General features: G+C 40.1%; 1 protein-coding gene and 1 pseudogene. Both read right to left on the bottom strand.

What is annotated here, in order from left to right:
- Positions 1 to 196, bottom strand: a pseudogene (locus tag RB298_RS00135) (ABC transporter permease); the annotation flags it as partial.
- A gap of 9 nt (positions 197 to 205) precedes the next feature.
- Positions 206 to 1029 (bottom strand): ABC transporter permease (locus tag RB298_RS00130; protein ID WP_486045155.1); only part of this gene is annotated, 824 nt, incomplete at its 5' end.

Genomic DNA, 1029 nt, shown 5'->3' with positions numbered 1-1029 from the left:
GATTTGCAGGGTCGATTTGTAAGCTTCCAAAAGGAGAAATGAGCGGAGCAAAAACAGCAATCAAAATAGATAATAAAATAAGTATCGCTCCTCTTACTAGCAAACGATTTGAGAAAAAGCGCGCTGCCGCTGGGTTTCTTTTTTTCTTTGCAGGTACTGAAATGGTCTCTGTATTTTGTTGTGCGTTCACATTCATCACCCTCCTTTAATCATGATAAGAATTGCGTACACGAGGATCGATCACGGCATACAGCAAATCAACAACTAAATTGATGACCACGTAAGCAACCGTAATTAAAAGTACAGCTCCTTGAATAAGCGCGTAATCACGGCGTTCAATTGATGAAACAATCAGCTGACCTAATCCCGGGATGTTAAATAATGATTCTGTTACTGCCGCTCCGGTCACAAGTCCCGCAAATGATTCTCCGATAACTGTTAAAATCGGTAAAAAACTCACGCGCAGCGTATGCTTAAGCATAATTGTGCGTTCATTTAATCCTTTTGCTTTTGCCGTCTTAACAAAGTTCTCAGAAATGGTATCGAGTAAAGAGGAACGCGTCATACGCGTAATTAATGCAGCTTGAATTGCTCCAAGCGTAATCGTTGGTAAAACTAAGTACTTTAAATACTCAAATAATCCAGCATTTAACGGAACGTATCCTGAAACAGGAAAAATTCGAAGCTGTACCGCAAAAAGCAAAATAAGGAATGAACCGAGAAGAAAGCTAGGAATGGAAATACCTAGAAGGCTGGCTCCCATAATGCTTTCATCACGAATCGTTCCTTTATGTTTAGCTGCATATATACCAAATAGTAAAGCAAACGCCACGCCAAAAATTTGCGCGAGTATAGCTAGAGAAACCGTAGGACCTACATTATCCCAAATTGCCCCGAGCACAGGTTTATTTAAAAAGTAGGAATAGCCAAAGTCTCCGTGAAAAATGTTAGATAGCCAGATAAAGTATTGATTAATAACAGGTTCATCCAGTCCCATCTCTTTGCTCAGTGCTGCAATTTGTTCCGCAC

Origin of the sequence: Priestia sp. BR_2 (genome assembly GCF_041954005.1) — a bacterium.
In the GTDB taxonomy this organism is placed as follows: Bacteria; Bacillota; Bacilli; order Paenibacillales; family Paenibacillaceae; genus Paenibacillus_AQ; species Paenibacillus_AQ lautus_A.
Note: the sequence above shows the minus strand (reverse complement) of the source record. Positions and strands in the feature narration are given on the sequence as shown.